The sequence below is a fragment of the Leifsonia sp. 2MCAF36 genome (assembly GCF_052115525.1).
Lineage (GTDB): Bacteria > Actinomycetota > Actinomycetes > Actinomycetales > Microbacteriaceae > Leifsonia.
The window spans coordinates 26,493-41,112 of record NZ_JBFRGV010000004.1; the positions used below are offsets into that span (position 1 = coordinate 26,493).

Annotated in this window: 17 protein-coding genes and 1 pseudogene; 5 read left to right on the forward strand and 13 right to left on the reverse strand. The window is 70.7% G+C overall.

From position 1 onward, the window contains the following. Positions 1-26 precede the first annotated feature (26 nt). The 9 genes from AB4079_RS07335 to AB4079_RS07375 form a co-directional block, all read right to left on the reverse strand. Positions 27-1,040, reverse strand: a complete 1,014-nt coding sequence (locus AB4079_RS07335; RefSeq protein ID WP_441786633.1) for a glycosyltransferase — start codon at positions 1,038-1,040, stop codon at positions 27-29. Positions 1,041-1,047: 7 nt separating this feature from the next. Next, positions 1,048-1,542 carry a DUF4383 domain-containing protein gene (locus AB4079_RS07340; protein WP_441786634.1) on the reverse strand — a complete coding sequence of 165 codons (495 nt, stop codon included), beginning with the start codon at positions 1,540-1,542 and terminating at the stop codon, positions 1,048-1,050. 92 nt (positions 1,543-1,634) lie between these two features. After that, on the reverse strand, positions 1,635-1,979 hold the full coding sequence (locus AB4079_RS07345) for a PRC-barrel domain-containing protein (protein ID WP_441786635.1): 345 nt from the start codon (positions 1,977-1,979) through the stop codon (positions 1,635-1,637). Further along, entirely contained in the window at positions 1,966-2,370 is a 405-nt protein-coding gene (locus tag AB4079_RS07350) for a hypothetical protein (protein WP_441786636.1), read from the reverse strand. The genes AB4079_RS07345 and AB4079_RS07350 overlap by 14 nt, the downstream gene beginning before the upstream one ends. Beyond that, positions 2,367-3,599, reverse strand: coding sequence for an NRAMP family divalent metal transporter (locus AB4079_RS07355; RefSeq protein ID WP_441786637.1), 1,233 nt, complete (start codon positions 3,597-3,599; stop codon positions 2,367-2,369). Before AB4079_RS07355 ends, AB4079_RS07350 begins: the two co-directional genes overlap by 4 nt. Beyond that, positions 3,596-4,069, reverse strand: coding sequence for a hypothetical protein (locus AB4079_RS07360; protein ID WP_441786638.1), 474 nt, complete (start codon positions 4,067-4,069; stop codon positions 3,596-3,598). Before AB4079_RS07360 ends, AB4079_RS07355 begins: the two co-directional genes overlap by 4 nt. Before the next feature lie 74 nt (positions 4,070-4,143). Then, complete coding sequence (locus tag AB4079_RS07365; protein WP_441786639.1) at positions 4,144-4,449, reverse strand: hypothetical protein; 306 nt, start codon at positions 4,447-4,449, stop codon at positions 4,144-4,146. 170 nt (positions 4,450-4,619) lie between these two features. Then, complete coding sequence (locus AB4079_RS07370) at positions 4,620-4,970, reverse strand: hypothetical protein (protein ID WP_441786640.1); 351 nt, start codon at positions 4,968-4,970, stop codon at positions 4,620-4,622. Then, a complete protein-coding gene (locus AB4079_RS07375; protein ID WP_441786641.1) occupies positions 4,967-7,585 on the reverse strand; it encodes a PAS domain-containing hybrid sensor histidine kinase/response regulator in 2,619 nt (872 codons plus the stop codon). Before AB4079_RS07375 ends, AB4079_RS07370 begins: the two co-directional genes overlap by 4 nt. 67 nt (positions 7,586-7,652) lie before the next feature. On the opposite strand from AB4079_RS07375, the gene AB4079_RS07380 reads away from it, so the two are divergent. From AB4079_RS07380 to AB4079_RS07395, 4 genes and pseudogenes are all read left to right on the forward strand, one after another. Next, positions 7,653-8,036: a response regulator gene (locus tag AB4079_RS07380; RefSeq protein WP_441786642.1), complete on the forward strand. Its 384-nt coding sequence runs from the start codon at positions 7,653-7,655 to the stop codon at positions 8,034-8,036. Between the two features lie 21 nt (positions 8,037-8,057). After that, complete coding sequence (locus tag AB4079_RS07385) at positions 8,058-8,705, forward strand: response regulator (protein ID WP_441786643.1); 648 nt, start codon at positions 8,058-8,060, stop codon at positions 8,703-8,705. 97 nt (positions 8,706-8,802) lie between these two features. Then, positions 8,803-9,348 (forward strand): annotated as a pseudogene (locus AB4079_RS07390) (AAA family ATPase); the annotation flags it as partial. Positions 9,349-9,419: 71 nt separating this feature from the next. Then, the gene (locus AB4079_RS07395; protein WP_441786931.1) at positions 9,420-9,950 is read left to right on the forward strand and encodes a hypothetical protein; all 531 of its coding nucleotides are present in this window, start codon (positions 9,420-9,422) and stop codon (positions 9,948-9,950) included. Between the two features lie 13 nt (positions 9,951-9,963). Here AB4079_RS07395 and AB4079_RS07400 read toward each other — a convergent pair whose 3' ends face one another. From AB4079_RS07400 to AB4079_RS07410, 3 genes are all read right to left on the reverse strand, one after another. Further along, complete coding sequence (locus AB4079_RS07400) at positions 9,964-10,185, reverse strand: hypothetical protein (protein WP_441786644.1); 222 nt, start codon at positions 10,183-10,185, stop codon at positions 9,964-9,966. 233 nt (positions 10,186-10,418) lie between these two features. Then, positions 10,419-11,633, reverse strand: a complete 1,215-nt coding sequence (locus AB4079_RS07405; protein WP_441786645.1) for an alpha/beta hydrolase family protein — start codon at positions 11,631-11,633, stop codon at positions 10,419-10,421. A gap of 69 nt (positions 11,634-11,702) precedes the next feature. Further along, positions 11,703-12,107, reverse strand: a complete 405-nt coding sequence (locus AB4079_RS07410) for an NUDIX domain-containing protein (RefSeq protein WP_441786646.1) — start codon at positions 12,105-12,107, stop codon at positions 11,703-11,705. Between the two features lie 92 nt (positions 12,108-12,199). Here AB4079_RS07410 and AB4079_RS07415 point away from each other — a divergent pair, with 92 nt between their 5' ends. After that, positions 12,200-13,123: a 5'-3' exonuclease gene (locus AB4079_RS07415; RefSeq protein WP_441786647.1), complete on the forward strand. Its 924-nt coding sequence runs from the start codon at positions 12,200-12,202 to the stop codon at positions 13,121-13,123. A gap of 27 nt (positions 13,124-13,150) precedes the next feature. Here AB4079_RS07415 and AB4079_RS07420 read toward each other — a convergent pair whose 3' ends face one another. Next, a complete protein-coding gene (locus AB4079_RS07420; RefSeq protein ID WP_441786648.1) occupies positions 13,151-14,353 on the reverse strand; it encodes a GDSL-type esterase/lipase family protein in 1,203 nt (400 codons plus the stop codon). Between the last annotated feature and the right edge of the window lie 267 nt (positions 14,354-14,620).

Genomic DNA, 14,620 nt, shown 5'->3' on the forward strand with positions numbered 1-14,620 from the left:
TATCGCCGTCCAGTGGTGACGTGATGTCACGACTCGGCGGGCGGCTCGGCGGGCGGCTCGGCGGGCGGCTCGGCGCGCGGGACGCGACGGCGCAGGTCGCGGAGCGGCGTGGCGGCGCGCAGCAGGCGGCCGTCGGAGTAGCGCACCCCGCCGCGCAGTCGCACGCCGACGGCGAACCACACGCAGACGGCGCGTTCCGCCAGCCAGGCGGGCGCCCACAGCGCGGCCGTCGGCGGGAACAGGCGACGGCCGCCGCCTCGCCGACGTCCGACCTCGGCGAGCGCCACGACCGCGACCGCACCGGCGAGGACGCGCACCGGCCGGCGCAGTGACAGCAGGACGAGCGGAAGCACCGCCAGCTCGGCGACGAGGCGCACCGGCTGGGCGAAGTCGTCATACGCCTGCCGCACCCGCTGGCGCAGGAAGTGCCGGACGTCCGGCGGCTGACGGGCCACACCGATGCCATCCGCGGTGATCACCGTCCCGCCGGCGGCCTGCACCGTCCGGATGAGCTCCAGGTTCTCGAACAGCACGTCGCCGTCGTAGCCGCCCGCGTCGACCACCACTCGCCGCCGCACCGCGAGGGTGCCCGGATAGTCGTGCCCGAGTGCCCGGTTCAGGAGGCTGCGGCCGGTATCCCAGCGCGCATGCCACGGCGCCGGGACGAAGACGTTCTGCGGGCGCACCAGGTCGGCCGCGTCGAGCATCCCGAGCACCGCCCGCAGAGCGCCCTCGTCGTAGCGCACGTCGTCGTCCGCGATCACCACCCGCTCGTGGCGCGCGGTGTGGATGCCGGTCATGACGCCGGCGACCTTGCCGTTGCGGCCGGGCCGCGGCTGGACCGGCAGGTGCCGCACGCCGGCGGGGAGGGCACGTGCGTGCGCCGCGAAGAGGCCGGGCTCCGAACCGTCCACCACCGTGATGTCGACCAGACCACGTAAGCCGGTGAGGTAGTCGACCAGCTCGTCGAGCCCTGCGTCGTCGGCCCAGCGCAGCGGGAGGACGTACTCGGCGTCCACCGTGCGTAGGTCCCGCGCCATGCCTGGCTCAGGCCCGCGTCGCCGGCCGGTCGACGCCGGGGCTGCGCGGGCTCAGGAAGATGCCCAGCAGGATCATCGCAACGGCCAGGAACAGGTGCAGCCAGTTGTCCGCGCTGTTCACCGGCACGAAGTTCGCCGGGTGGTCACCGCTGAAGAACAGGCCGTACGCCCAGATGACGGCGTAGACGACGCCTCCGATGACGAGGTAGTTGCGCGAACCCGGGCGCGACCTGGCGAAGGCGATCCCGGCGACGCCGTACAGCAGATGCACCAGATTGTGCAGCACCGAGACCTGGAAGATGCCCAGCAGCATCGCCATCGAGCCGTGCCCGGCGAAGGACAAGTCGCCGTAGTTCGTCGTCAGCCCCGGGATGAAGCCGGCGAGCCCCACGACGAGGAAGACGATGCCGGCGATCAGCGCGGCCTTCTGGACTGCAGCTCCCGCATAGCGGTTATCGTCGCGGTCGGCGAACCTCCGGTCGGAGGGGTTTGCTGTGGTCATGATGGATCCTTTCGGTCACCCTGAACGCAACCAGCGCCAAGCGGATGGGGGCAGGGCTTGACAATTCGCCCGATCACAGCTGGAAACCAGGATCACACGTCGGCCCCTGCGAGCCGGGGCGAGTAGAGCGTTGCGCCGGCGCGCAGACGGATCACATCGTCGGTGAACGACTCGAGGTCGGTCCACAGCACCAGGAAGGAGCCGCGCGCCCGTCGACGCAGGAAGCGCGCGATCAGGGCCGGCGCATCTACGCCGGTCCGCTCGTAGCCGGCGAACGAGCTGTGCGCATGCGGGCTCACCACGAGACCGTGCAGCCGCGCCGCGGCGAGCATCCCGTCGGGCGGCCCGTCGAGGACGAACCGGGCGTCCACGACCTGACCCAGGCGCTGACCTGACGCGTCGAGCACCGGACTGCCGAGCAGATCACTCAGGATCATGACGGCCTCCCGGGATGCGGGCGATGACGTGGTCGCGCATCCAGCGCTCGGTCCAGCTGGCGTCGAGCGAGTCCGCGTCCACACCGAGTTTCACGACGACGCCGGGGTCGGCGACCACCCTCCAGGGGATGCGGATGAACCGCGAGTCGGGCAGCCGACCGCCGAAGACGCGGGTCATCAGGATCGGCCCGGTGAGCAGCGCCGAGATCACGGGCGGCTGCGCGGGGTCGAGGTGGGCCAGGTCGTCCGGCGTCGTCAGCTCGATGTCGTCGACGGTGCTGACCGGGACGCCCTCGGGGTCGAGCATCTGCCGGTCGAGGAGGTCGAGGCCGGCGTCGAGGACGAGCCCGGCGACCGTGGGCGGGGCGGGGAGGTCGCGGCGATCGGTCATGCTCCCGCTCCCGTCACGATCATGAGGGGGATGGCGGCGAGGGACGCCACCAGGATGATCCCGAGGTAGATGAGGCCGAAGAAGTTGGTCACCTTCCCGTTGACCCGGTCGCCCATGTACTTCGGATCGTTGGCGACGATCAGGATCGGCAGGTAGGTGAGGGGCAGGGCGATCGCCGAGAACACGACGGAGAACTCGGTCACCTGCACCGGATCGACACCGGTGAACAGGATGCCGAGCGCGACCACCAGCGACAGGATCATCACCACGTGGAACCGCGACGCCGACGCCGGACGCCGGAACTTGCCCCACGGCCAGCCGAAGAACTGGGCGAGCGTGTACCCGCTCGACAGCGTCACCTCGAGTGCCGCCCCGAACGTGGCCGCGACGAATCCGAGGATGGCGACGATCAGCCCGATCTTGCCGAGCGCCTGCGCCACCGGAAGGGCCGTCTCGAACAACGACGACACCGCGATCCCTTTCGGCAGCAGCACGACCGCTGCGCAGGCCGCGATCGACAGTGTCAGCAGGCCGCCGAGCGGGAACCCGACCAGCACGTTGATGCGCGACTGCGCGAGGTCCTTCGTCTTCCACTTCTCCTCGATCGCGCCCGAGGAGAAGAAGAACACCTCGTACGGCGTCATCGCGGCGCCGAACAGCGCCACCGCGTAGTACCAGTACGTCCCGGCCGACTCGTCGGTGTGCGGCGACGGCTGGAGCAGCACCTGCGAACCGAGCGACGACCAGTCCGGGTGCAGCAGGAACAGCGCGACGGCGAAGACGACGAGGGCGAGACCCAGCAGGCCGGTGACGTTCTCCATGATCGAGAACTTCAGGCGCCAGATCACGAGCCAGACAGCGAAGGCCGCGACCGGGAACCACAGCGCAGGCGCGATGCTCGAGGCGAGCTGGAGCGAGAGCGCGATGCCGCCGACCTCGGCTGCGAGGGTCAGCAGGTTGATCAGGAATGAAGCGGACAGGTTGGCGAGAGCCATCCGCGCCCCCAGCCGTTCGCGGATGATCTCGAAGGTCGCGCGCCCGCTCACGGCGGCGACCCGGCCGGACATCTGCGCGAACAGGCAGATGCCGATCACGCCGACCACGACCACCCAGGTCAGCGTCAGCCCGAACCGAGAACCGACCACACTGCTGGTGACGAGGTCGCCGATATCGACGAATCCGCCGATCGCGGTGAGGACGCCGAGGGCAACCGCAGCGATCGCCTTCATCCGCCCTCCAGCCGCTTCGACGTCGCATCGAGCTGTGTTGCCAGCCGGTCGAGCTGGCGACGTTGCCGGTCGAGCGCGTTGCCCGAGTCGCGGCCGGCCGCCACCGCCTTCTGCGCCGACGCCACCGCATCCTGCGCCGACCGGATGTCGGCGAGCACGCTGTCACGACGGGCTCCGATGCCTCCGAGAGCGGTCATGGTGGTGACGGTCTGCGCCTCCTGCGCGAGGCTGTCGGCGGCGTCGGAGAGCCCGGTGTCGAGGACGGGCCCCAGCAGCCGGTCATTCTCGTTCAGGCCCAGCACCAGCCCGGCGGAGCGAGCGGTGGCTGCCGCCGTCCCCGCCGACTGCGACAGGCTGCCACGCGCCGCGTCGTCGGCGGAGCAGCCGGCGAGCGCGCTGACGAGGCCACCGGCAAGAACCCCGGCGAGCAGCAGCGCCGCGCCGCGTTGCACCGGCGGTCTCTGGATCACGCCCGTGACTGTACGCCCGCTGGGAGTACGTCGAAAGTGCTGCTCCCGCCGAGGCCGGGTCGTTCCCAGGCGGCCTACAGGTGTGGGGCGGCGCCTGCCGGTTGGTCGCGGCTGAAGCCCGCTGTGGCCTCTTCGTAGCTGGTGTGCCGGCGAGCGGGATGCGAATCCGCCGGCGGGGGAACGTCCGTCTTGCTCAGGGCGTGCAGGACGAGTTGCTCGATGAGCGCTGCGGCGGTGGTCTCGCGCGAGCGGGCGATGCGCACCAGGGCAGCGTACTCGCGCTCCCCCAGACGGATGGTGAGGGGCATCCCGGCCGGTGCGCGGCCCGGCCCATGAACGGACGCCGGCTCCGCGATTTCGGGACCGTGAGATTCCTTCATGTCTGAAGCTTCGCACATGAGAGCGCTCTCGTCAGGTTTTTTCTTTGTTCGCATAGCGCACATGCACGAAACGACGCCGTTGCACACGGAATGAGGCGGCTTGGAAGATGAACCGTCGCCTGCCCAGCGCCGCCCGTTCCCCCCGGCCCCGGCCGCGCCTGGCGCGACATCTACTCGGCGGGATCCTGGTCTTCGGGTGATCGGGATCCCGCCGACAACAGCTGGCGGCCCTTGCGTAGTCTCCCGAGCACATCGGCCAGGGGCACGACGTCGTCGCCCAGCGACAGGGCCATCGCGGACGAGGCGGCGGAGCCGACGATGAGGTGGATGCGCGGGTCGCGCGCATGCTCGCCCAGCTCTCGCTGTGCCGCCTCCGCCGCGTCGGCGAGCAAGGAGGCCAGCCGCTCGCGCTCGTGCGCGTCCGGCGGACCGGCTTCGAGCACTCCGATCGCCTCGCGAAACGCGGGCCCGAGCAGACGCATCAGCGTCGCGTCCGGATCGACGCTTCCGGGGTCGGTCACTCGGGCTCCTCGGCGTCCTGTTCGGCGGCCGCCTGCGAGCGCCCGACGAGCGCGGAGTCCAACGTGGCCAGCAGTGCGGCCGGCGTGAACGGCTTCGCCAGGAAGTGCGCTCCGTTCCGCTCCACTGCCGCCCGCGGGCCCGGCCCCGGCAGCATCCCGCTCATCAACACGACCGCCGCGTGCGGCTGCTCCTCGGCCAGACGGCGGGCGATGGCGTCGCCCTGAACCCCCGGCATCATCACGTCGGTGAGCACCGCGTCGAAGCGGCGGCCCTGCGTGAGCAACTCCAGCGCCTCCCGTCCCTGTGCCACCTCGGTCACGAAGCCGCGCTGATCGAGTGTCTGCCGGACGAGCTCGCAGATCGCGGCTTCGTCGTCGACCACCAGCACACGCCGGCCGCGGCCGGGGCCCGGCGTTGGCGCGTCCTCCTGGTGCGGCCAGGCATCGGTCACCGTGACCGACGGGAGGTCGAACCCGATGGTCGTCCCGCCGCCGACAGCCGTCGCTACTTCCAGCTCTCCGCCGTGCGCTTTGACGATCGCAGCGGACGTCGGCAGGCCGAGCCCGGTGCCACTCTCCTTTGTGGTGAAGAACGGCTCGAGGATGTGCGCCGCCGTCGCCTCGTCCATCCCGCAGCCGGAGTCCCGCACCTCCAGCCGCACCGCGCCGTCCCGCTCCGACGCGCTGAGGCGGAGGACACCGCCCTCCGGCATGGCGTCACGGGCGTTGGTGACCAGGTTCACGAGCACCTGGAACAGCTCCGTCTCATCCCCCGACACCGACGGCAGGGTCTCCGGCGACTCGACCAGGAGCTCGATCGACCTCGGCAGGGTCTCGTGGCAGAATCGCCCGACCTCTCCGAGCAGAGCGACGACATCCAATGGTCCGCGAGTCCCCTGCGAGCCGCGCGCGAAGGAGAGCACCTGGCGGATCATCGCGGCACCGCGCTGGGCGGCCGCGTCGAGCGCGTCGAGCATGCCGCGGCGGCGCGCATCCTGCTCGTCCTCCCGGAGAAGCTGCACCGACATCAGGATGGGCGTCAGCACGTTGTTGAGGTCGTGGGCGATGCCGCCCGCGAGCGTCCCCAGGCTCTCCAGGCGCTGAGCGCGGATCCGCCGCTCCTCCTCCAGCCGGTGCTCGGTGATGTCCGAGTTGACCGCGAACACGGTCACCTGCCCATCCTCCCCACGGGACAGCTGCCAGCGGCAGTCCGCGACGATCAGCGAGCCGTCGGCGCGGCGCTGCCTCAGCTCGCCCACCCAGAAGCCGTCGCGCAGCAGTGCCGCCGCGGCGGCGTCGAACTCCTGCGGGTCGTCGTACACCAGATCACGCACCGAATGCCCGACCGCCTCCTCGGCCGGGATGCCGTAGATGGTCTCCGCACCGCCGTTCCAGTAGCGGACCACGCCCTGCAGGTCGCGGACGACGATCGCGTCGCGAGCGGCGTCGAGCAGCGCCGCCTGGGAGGCCACCCGACGGGTGTACTCCTCGAGCTTCTCCCGCGCCCGCTGGTCCTCCGTGACATCGCGGACGATGATCGCGATGCCCTCCTCCGTGGGATGCGCGTCCACCTCGAACCAGCAGCCCCAGTCGGGGACGAACGCGCGCGCCGTCCCGGCGACCCCGCGATCCATCGCGTCCCGGTAGATCGGCTCGAACGGACTGCCGAGCGTGGTGGGGAGCATCTCCCAGAGGGTGTGGTCGCGCAACCGCGCCTCATCGATGCCCGCCAACTGCAGCGCCCACGAGTTGGCGAACGTGAACCGCCACTCCCGATCGACGAAGCCGATCGCGTCGTGCACCTGGTCGAGGCTGCTGCGCAGCAGCCGCGCCATCGCCCGCTGCTCCTCGCGGTGCCGCACCAGCGCCGAGACGTCGTGGAAGGCGCCGTGGACGCGGACGATGCTGCCGTTCTCGTCCCGCTCCGCCTCGCCCACCAGGTGGGCGTGCATCCTGCGGCCGGAGACGTCGACGATGGTCGCGTGCAGGTCGAGCGGGTCGCCGTGCACGATCGTCCGCTCGAAGGCGTGCGATACCGCACTGCGGTCCTGCGGCTCGAACAGCGCAAGCGCCTCGGCGTCCACCGGGACGCGGCCCGGCTCCATGCCGAGCAGACGGAAGAGCCCCTCGCTCCACTCGATCCGGCCGGTCTCGACGTCGACGAACCAGCCGGCGAATCCGGCGATCCGGGCGGCCATACGCACCAGTGCCTCGTTGCCCGCCGCAGCGGCCGCCGAGCGCTCCACGTCGCCGATGTCGCGGGCGATGGCGAGCACCGCCGCCACCTCCGCGTGCTCGCCGCGCAGCGGGATGATTGTCACGTCGAGCACCCGGACCTCGCCGTCGGGGGTCACGATGCGGGTCACGTACCGCCGGGTCTCGCCGGCGACCGCCTCCCGGAATCGGGCCATGGTGGACTCGACGGCGTCGGGATGCAGGAGCCGGGAGAACGGCATGCCGTCCAGCTGGTCGGCCGGATACCCGGTCAGCGCGACCAGCGCGGTGTTGCACTCGACGAAGACGCCCGACACGTCGACCACGCAGACACCGTCCGGGTGCCCATGGAACAGCGCGTCAAGGCCGTTCAGGCGCAGCGCTTCGGAGGGGCTGGTCATGGCAGCATTCGTGTCGGGTGGGGCATGCAGGGATTGTAGGCGGACAGGGCGGCCTACACTGACCGCCATGAGCACGGGCGAGCGCGACATCAGCATCCTCGTCGTCGACGACGACCCGCTGATCCGTCTCACCCTGGACGCGGCGCTGACCCGACACGGCTACCGGGTGACGACGAGCGGCGACCCGCACGCTGCGGCCCGCGAGCAGGATCCGGACGCCGTTCTGCTGGATGCGATCATCCCCGGATGTTCGCTGAACGAATGCATCGAGCTCCTCGGTCGCCGGGGCGACGGGAACCGCCGACCGATACTGGTCATGAGCGGCTCCCTGACCCGACCGGACGAGCTCGCCGGAACCGGGATCGGCTACCTCACCAAGCCCATCCCCCTCACCGAACTCCTCGACGCCGTCGAGGGTCTCGTGGCGTCCACATCCGGGACGATGACCTAAGGGACAATGAGCCAGACACAAATGACCGACACTTCCGCGCGAACACGGACGTTGCGAGCCGTGGTGGCCGACGACGACGTCTTCACGGCCTCGATGGTCGCGTCCGCTCTTCGCTCCACCGGCATCGAGGCGTCGCAGGCAACCACCGCCGCCGAGGCCTGGAGCACGATCCTCCAGGTGGAGCCCAACGCCGTCGTCACCGACCTGGACTTCGGCGGCGGCGACTCCGGGGCGGAACTGCTGTGGCGCGTCCACCGTGAACTTCCCTGGGTCGGGCTCGTCGTCCTCACCTCGCACCTCTCCCCGCAGCTGGCGGTCGGCGACGATGCACTTCCACCCCCGGTCGTGTACCTGGTCAAGTCGCAGGTGAAGGATGTCGACGTACTCGTCGCAGCGGTCGACGCGGCGATCGTCGGCGGCGAGCACCACACGACCGAGCCCTCCGGGGATGTGCGCACGGTCACCCGCGCGCAGGCTGAGGTGCTCCGCCTGGTCGCGTCCGGCGCCTCCACCCGGCGGATCGCCGTCGAGCGCGGCACATCGGTGCGCGCGGTCGAGACGATGCTCGCGCGCCTCTACTCGGCGCTCGGCGTGGATGCGGACGAGCAGGCGAACCCGCGCGTGACGGCGGCGCGGATGTGGCAGCAGGGGCGCGTGCGGATCCGGTAGGGGCAGCCCCAGGCGCCATTGCGGTCACCCGTCGAATTCCTCGATATCGAGATGTATAGAGTCGCAAGACTATAAAGAACGATAAGGGGATGAAAAGGTGCAGCCGTCCCCGTACACGCCGGGTGAAACCGCGCGCCGAGTTCCCGGACGCACCCACCAATTGGCAGAGTTCGAGGAGCGGCTGTCCTACCTGGTGGACTTGCGCCGCTTCGTGGGGCGGATACACGTCGACCATGCGCCCCGGGGGTTCGGCAAGACGTCGCTGCTGCGCGAGTACGAGCGACGAGCCCGCGCGCGTGGCGTGACGACGGTCTGGGTGACGACCGGCGAGGGAAGGCTGATCGAGCAAATCGCGGAGCAGATCGCGAGCGCCACGGAGGCCTGGCGGAAAGACGCCCGATCCAGGGTGGGAACACATCTGGAATCGCTCACGGTTCGTGTCGGCGTCCCGGGTGTTCTCGGCGTGGATGTAACGGTTCGACCTGGGAACAGCGATACGGCGTCAGCCGCACTGAGCCGGGATCTCGAGAGAGTCGTTCGCGCCACCGCGTCCGGAGACGGGCACGCAGGGCTGCTGATCCTGATCGATGAGATCCAGTCGGCAGACGGCGACGGCTTGCGGACCCTCGCCTACGCGGTGCAGCACCTGCAAGCGGAGGGCGCTGATGTACCCGCCGCGGTGTTGCGGCGGGGCTGCCGAACGCTGCGGACACGGTGGCCCAAGCGGTCACGTTCAGTGAGCACTTCGCTTACCGGCGGCTTCTGCCGTTGCAGCCAGCCGATGAAGAACTTGCCCTCGCCGTCCCGGCACGGGAGCTCGGCGTCGAGTGGGAGCCCGATGCCCTGCACGAAGCAGTCTCCATCGCGCGCGGCTACCCCTACATCGTCCAGCTGATCGGTGAAGCCTCCTGGGTTGCCGCCGGAAGGCCGAACCCGGGCTCCCGCATTGCCGTCGCGCACGTTCGCGCAGGCGAGATCGCAATGGAAGCCGACCTCGATGCGCTGTTTCGATCACGGTGGGCGGTCGCCACGGATAAGGAGCGCCAGTTCATGGCTACCATGGCTCAGCTTGGCGACGGGCCCGTCCGTCGCGCCGACATCGCCGCCCGCCTGCGAGTGACGAGCGAAAGTCTTTCTATGCCCAGAGCTCGTCTCATCGACCGCGGATTCATCCAGCCCAGCGGCCGAGGCGCCCTCGAGTTCACGATCCCCGGCTTCAGCGAGTTCATCCGCGACTCGAACTGAGGCGGCGTGCAGCTCAGCGGCCGGTGAGGTGCCTGAGGACGCGTTGGAGCAGACCCTCGTCGGGGGCCGTTCGGTCCTGGGCGGCAGCATCCTGCTGCGAGTTCTCGGCGAAGCCCGCGAATCCGCATGCCTCGCACACCAGCAGGTCGGCGTGCACGGCCAGGCCGGCGCCGTAGTAGGGGTTGCGCACCAGCCGGGCGACGCCGCGGCACTGCGGGCAGGAAGCCTCGCGCATCGCACCCCCCTTCGACACCTCCATCATCCGCCCGCTGCGCCGGAAGCCCCGCCACGCCTGTTCGCGGCGCGAACGGCAGCGAACAGGGCGCTTCGGTCGGTGAATCGGGCCCAGATCTCCGACAGGCCGCTTCGGGTCGGAGGATTGAGCGCGTCCGGAGGGGAATCTCCTAAGCTGAGGGACAGATCTCCGACCGAAGCGCGGTGCGTACCGCAGCGCGGCAGCGCCAGCGGTCAGCGGTCGAGGCGCTCGTCGAGCCAGTCGAACATCCGCTGCTCGGTCAGTGCCCGCGCCAGCGGCTGGACATGGAAGTCCGCACCCTCCTCCTCGGTGAACCGCACGAGCGTCGAGACGCCGGGCGTGAGCGCCGCCAGCCGCTCGGACTGACCGCGCCAGAACTGTTCGTGCTCCGGGTCGGTGATGAGCAGCGGCGTCGTGATCTGGCCCGCCACCTTCTCGACGGTGTACTGCAGCACCGCGCGCATGGTCTCCGCGTACCCGGTGGTGCCGTAGGGGCGCGCGCGGAACTGCCAGGTGTAGGCCAGCTCGTGCGAGAACTTCGCGCCCATCGCCATGTCTCGATCGAACTTCTCGTCGTCGCCTTGGCTCAGCAGCTTCTTCATGTTCGACGGGAGGTGGTCGGTCCACGAGGTGGAGACGTCGACGACGCCCGGGTCCACGATCGCCGCGGCGAACCGGTGCTCGAAAGCGAGGGCTCGTGGCACCCAGTAGCCGGCCTGACTGATGCCGTAGACGGCGACGCGGTCCGCATCCACCCCCGGCCGCTCGAGCACGAAGTCGAGCACCGGAGTCAGCACAGCCTCCCAGTCCGGCCGGAACGGCACGCCGCGCTCGAAGAGCATCGACTGCTGCCCGGGGCCGTCGAAGACCAGGGCGTCGTAGCCGCGACGCAGAGCGCCGTGGACGGCGGAGGACCAGAGGCTCGTCAGCGCGCCGTCGCTGCCGTTCGCGACGACCAGCAGCGGGCGGGATGCGGCTGCCGCCCGCGGCGCACGGAACAGGTAACCCGGCATGGAGGTGTCTTGATACGGGATCTCGATCCGCTCGATGTCGAGGTCGACGAGGTCTACCCAGCGGTCCCAGGCCGCGCGATGCGTGCGGAAGGTCGGCAGCAACTCGTCGTCCGACGGCAAGGCGGCGGCGGCGTTCAGCGCTGTCGCGTAGTACGACGCCGCGCGCAGGAACGCACTCGCGGCACTGACGGAATGTCCGCTGGAGGCTGACTTTTCGCCCTGCGCTGCGATGCGGTCGCCGAGCCCCAGCCAGGCGCGGAACCACCCCTCATGGTCCTTGTCACCCACGCCCTGGACGGCCGCCAGCACCTCGCCGATGTCGGCGGCGCCGCTGAACGCCTGACCGATGGTGGCGCGGATCTCGAAGTCGACGTCAGGATTTCCGGAGAACGTGAACTCGTGCGTGCGTGCCATGGCGACAGCCTGCCGGGTCGACCCGGCAGGCGCTATCCCTCGTGCGGGGCAGACCTACGGCGGAGTGGCTCAGTCGATCAGGTCGAGATCGACGAGGCGGCGCAGCACCTCCACGCCGGCCGGCGGGCAGCGGACGGCATCCGCGCTGGTCGTCCAGTGCACCGCGCCGACCTCGCCGGACGGCACGGGGTTGTCGTCCGTCCACCCGCGGAAGACCCGCATGTGCACCTGGCGTCCCTCCGGCTCGCCGTGCGCCTGCGTCCGCACCTCGAACAGGTCCTCCAGGTCGTCCGGGGCGAACCGGAGCGCTACCTCTTCGAGCGCCTCCCTGGCGGCGGCCTCTGCGGCCGTCTCGCCCGGGTCGACCTTGCCGCCGGGCAGGTAGTAGACCTCGCGTTCGCGGGCCGTCACCATCAGCACCGTGCGGTCGCGCACAAGGGCTACGGCGGAGACGATCAGCGGAGCGGCGGTCACGACTCCACGCTAGTGCGCGACGCCGGACCTCTCCGCGCCGCGCCGCGCGGAGGGCGTTCCCGCACGGACTCCACAGTGGCAGGATCGGGGGCGTGACCCGCCGAACGATGCTGCTCGACAGCGCCTCCCTCTACTTCCGCGCGTTCTACGGCGTGCCCGACACGGTCAAGGCGCCCGACGGCTCCCCGATCAACGCGGTGCGCGGGTTCCTGGACATCATCGCCAAGCTGGTGACCGACTACGACCCGGACTCGCTGGTCGCCTGCTGGGACGACGACTGGCGGCCGCGGTGGCGGGTCGATCTCATCCCCAGCTACAAGGCCCACCGCGTCGCCAGGGTCATTCCGGGCGGGGTGGATGTGGAGGAGACGCCCGAGGCGCTGGTCGCGCAGGTCCCGGTGATCCGCGACGTGCTGGATGCGGTCGGCATTCCGATCGTCGGTGCGGCGGCGGCCGAGGCCGACGACGTGATCGGAACGCTGGCCACCCACATCGACGGACCGGTGGATGTGGTGACCGGCGACCGCGATCTGTTCCAGCTGGTCGACGACGAGCGAGACGTGCGCATCATCTATACCGCTCGCGGCATGAGCAACCTCGAGCTGGTCACCGGCGAGGTCGTGCTGCAGAAGTACGGCGTCCGCGGGGACCAGTACGCCGACTTCGCGGCGATGCGCGGGGACAGCTCCGACGGCCTCCCCGGCGTCGCCGGCATCGGCGAGAAGACCGCTGCGGCGCTGCTGGCCGACTACGGCGACCTGGGCGGGATCATCGCAGCCGCGGAAGATTCCGGTAGCGGCATGAAGCCTGCGGCTCGCGCGCGCTTCGCCGCCGCGCGCGACTACCTCGCCGTCGCGCCGCAGGTCATCGAGGTCCTCCGCGACCTCCCGCTGCCCGAGGTGGATGCCCGGCTCGCGGCGCCGACCGCCGAGCAGCGGGCCACGCTGCAGACCCTCTCCGAGCGCTGGGGCCTGGGCGGCTCGCTCGACCGGCTGCTCACCGCGCTCGACCGCTGATCGCCGACGGCAACCGGGCGCCGGCGTTCAGCCCTCGGGAGCCCAGCGCCACAGTTCGCGCTGTGCCAGGAGGGCGAGCTCGCGCAGGACGTCCAGGTCCGCTTCGCCGTCGGCGCGGTCCCGTGGCGAGCGGCCGAAAACGCAGAGGGCGCCGATGCGAGTGCCGTCTGGCGCTTCCACGGGAAACCCGGCGTAGTAGCGCAGGCCCGCCGGACCGGTCACCAGCACATTCGTCGCGAAGCGGTCATCCTCGGCGGCATCCGGCACGACCATCCCGTCCGGCGTCTGGATGGTGTGGATGCACGCGGACTGTTCGATCGGGATCCGCATGTCCGCGGCGGCCGTCGAGGAGAGCGGCCACTCGTTGCGGTCGTCGAGGACCGTGAACATGGCGATCTCCGTGCCGAGGGTGCGCTTCGCGGTCGCGACGATGCCGTCGAGGCGGGGGTCGCCGCCCCGTTGACTGAGCTTCAACCGCTCGATGGCACCCACCCGCCTGGCGCCGTCATCCGTGGTTGCGGGCTGCTGTGCGTTGCGCTCCTGGAGGGCCGGGGCGAGCGCGTCGCTGATCTGGCGCGCCCAGAACAGGTAGTCGGCGGGCGTCCGGTGCCGATGCGACTCCCTGCCGGAGAGCGCGCCGAGCCCGACGTAGACGGCGCCGGCCTCATGACACACCTGACGTGCGACGGCGTTCAGCCGGCGTGCATGAGCGTCGGCGACGCGCCCGGACGCCGAATTGTAGGGCTGGATCGAGCTGACCGGCTGCGCGCCGAGCCAGACGACCGGCCCGGCGCAGTGCGACTGAGCCTCCGCCAGCAACCGGCGCAGCTGTGCGGCCCACGCCTCCGGTCTCGCCAGGCGAATCGCATCCGCGACCGCGCCGCTGAGGACGACGGCGTCGTATCGTCCGGGTCCGGCGGAGGGAAGCAGCCTGCGGAGGCGCCGCACGCCCGCTGAAGGATGCGCCACCACGTCGACGACCGCGCCCCGGCCTGTGTCGGCTGCGAGCGCGCGGGCGACAGCCCCTGGCAGGGCGAGATCGTGGCTGCCGACGCCCCAGCCGACGGCCGGACCCGAGCCCACGATCAGCACATGCAGGGCGCGGCGACCGGCGGCGTAGGCCTGGCGTTCGCCGACCGGACGCACCAGGCGGGAGCGGATGCCCGACACGTGCGCGCGCCACGCCACCATCGCCACACGGCGAGGTATCGACAGCCGCTCGTCGTCCACCTTCCGACGGTATCCCGCCGATGGGGCCGTCTCGACCTCAGACGCGCCCGCGTGTTCGCTGGCGGAAGCGCTGCGGGAAGGGAGGAACCGCCACCGCATCTGGCGCGGTACTCCTCCGTTCCCCGGCATCCCGGGCGTCCCGCCGTCGAATCTCCTCCCTCTCCCAGGCCGGACACCGACGTGGAAATGGGAGGAGAACCCGGCCAGAGGACAACCGAAAGACGGCAAACGGAGGAGGGTGGGGCCGCTGGTGCCGCGTCCTCCTCC